At 49.0% G+C, this 1,015-nt stretch carries 1 protein-coding gene; it reads left to right on the top strand.

The genetic code is table 11. From position 1 onward, the window contains the following. A partial coding sequence (locus R7E42_RS25775) for a solute carrier family 23 protein (RefSeq protein ID WP_318073353.1) occupies positions 1-881 on the top strand: 881 nt, incomplete at its 5' end. Between the last annotated feature and the right edge of the window lie 134 nt (positions 882-1,015).

Here is a 1,015-nt window from a genome sequence, read left to right on the forward strand (position 1 = left end):
GAGGCTATGCTGCAATGGGCGACGGTACTTTTGGTAGCTTAGACAAACTGGCGCTCGCTGGTACCGTACTTGGGTTAATTGTGATTTTGAATCGTTCTAAAAACCCATACATTCGCGTGGCTTCGATCGTGATTGCCATGCTGGTTGGCTATGTAATGGCATACTTCATGGGTATGGTCGACACCTCAAAATTGGGGGAAACCAACCTCGTTGCGCTACCGATTCCGATGCAGTACGGCTTGTCATTTGACTGGTCACTATTTATCCCTCTCGTGCTGATTTTCTTTATCACGGCGTTGGAAGCGATCGGCGACATTACCGCAACGTCTGAAGTATCTGGCGAGCCGGTTAAAGGCCCTATTTACATGAAGCGCATCAAAGGTGGGGTATTAGCGGATGGTCTGAACTCGGCCATCGCTGCGGTATTCAACAGCTTTCCAAACTCTACCTTCAGTCAAAACAACGGCATTATCATGCTAACGGGCGTCGCAAGCCGTTACGTGGGTTACTTTATCTCGGGCATGTTAGTGATTCTTGGTCTATTCCCGGGCGTGGCCAGTTTTGTTCAGCTGATCCCAGAACCTGTACTTGGTGGCGCTACCATCGTGATGTTCGGCACCATTGCCGCTGCAGGCGTGCGCATTATCTCGCGTGTTGACCTCGACCGCCGCGCGATTCTGATTATGGCGCTGTCATTCTCGATGGGGTTAGGTATCGCTCAGAAACCGGAGATTCTGCAGTTTATGCCTGAGTTTATTAAAAGCATCTTCTCAACCGGTGTGGCTGCTGGCGGTATCACCGCGATACTGCTGAACTTGCTGCTTCCAGAAAAACTGACAGAAGAAGATGAACTTGTCGCTCAAGAAGTGAAAGAGTCTTAATACTTGTACTTAGAAATTAAAAAGCCCAACCACATTTTTGGTTGGGCTTTTTGGTTTTAGAGGATTATTTGGTCGGGAAACTGATTTGGGCGATCAAGCCGCCTTCACTGCGATTACGCATCACCACCGAACCT

This window comes from Vibrio sp. Vb1337 (genome assembly GCF_033338715.1).
In the GTDB taxonomy this organism is placed as follows: domain Bacteria; phylum Pseudomonadota; class Gammaproteobacteria; order Enterobacterales; family Vibrionaceae; genus Vibrio; species Vibrio alginolyticus.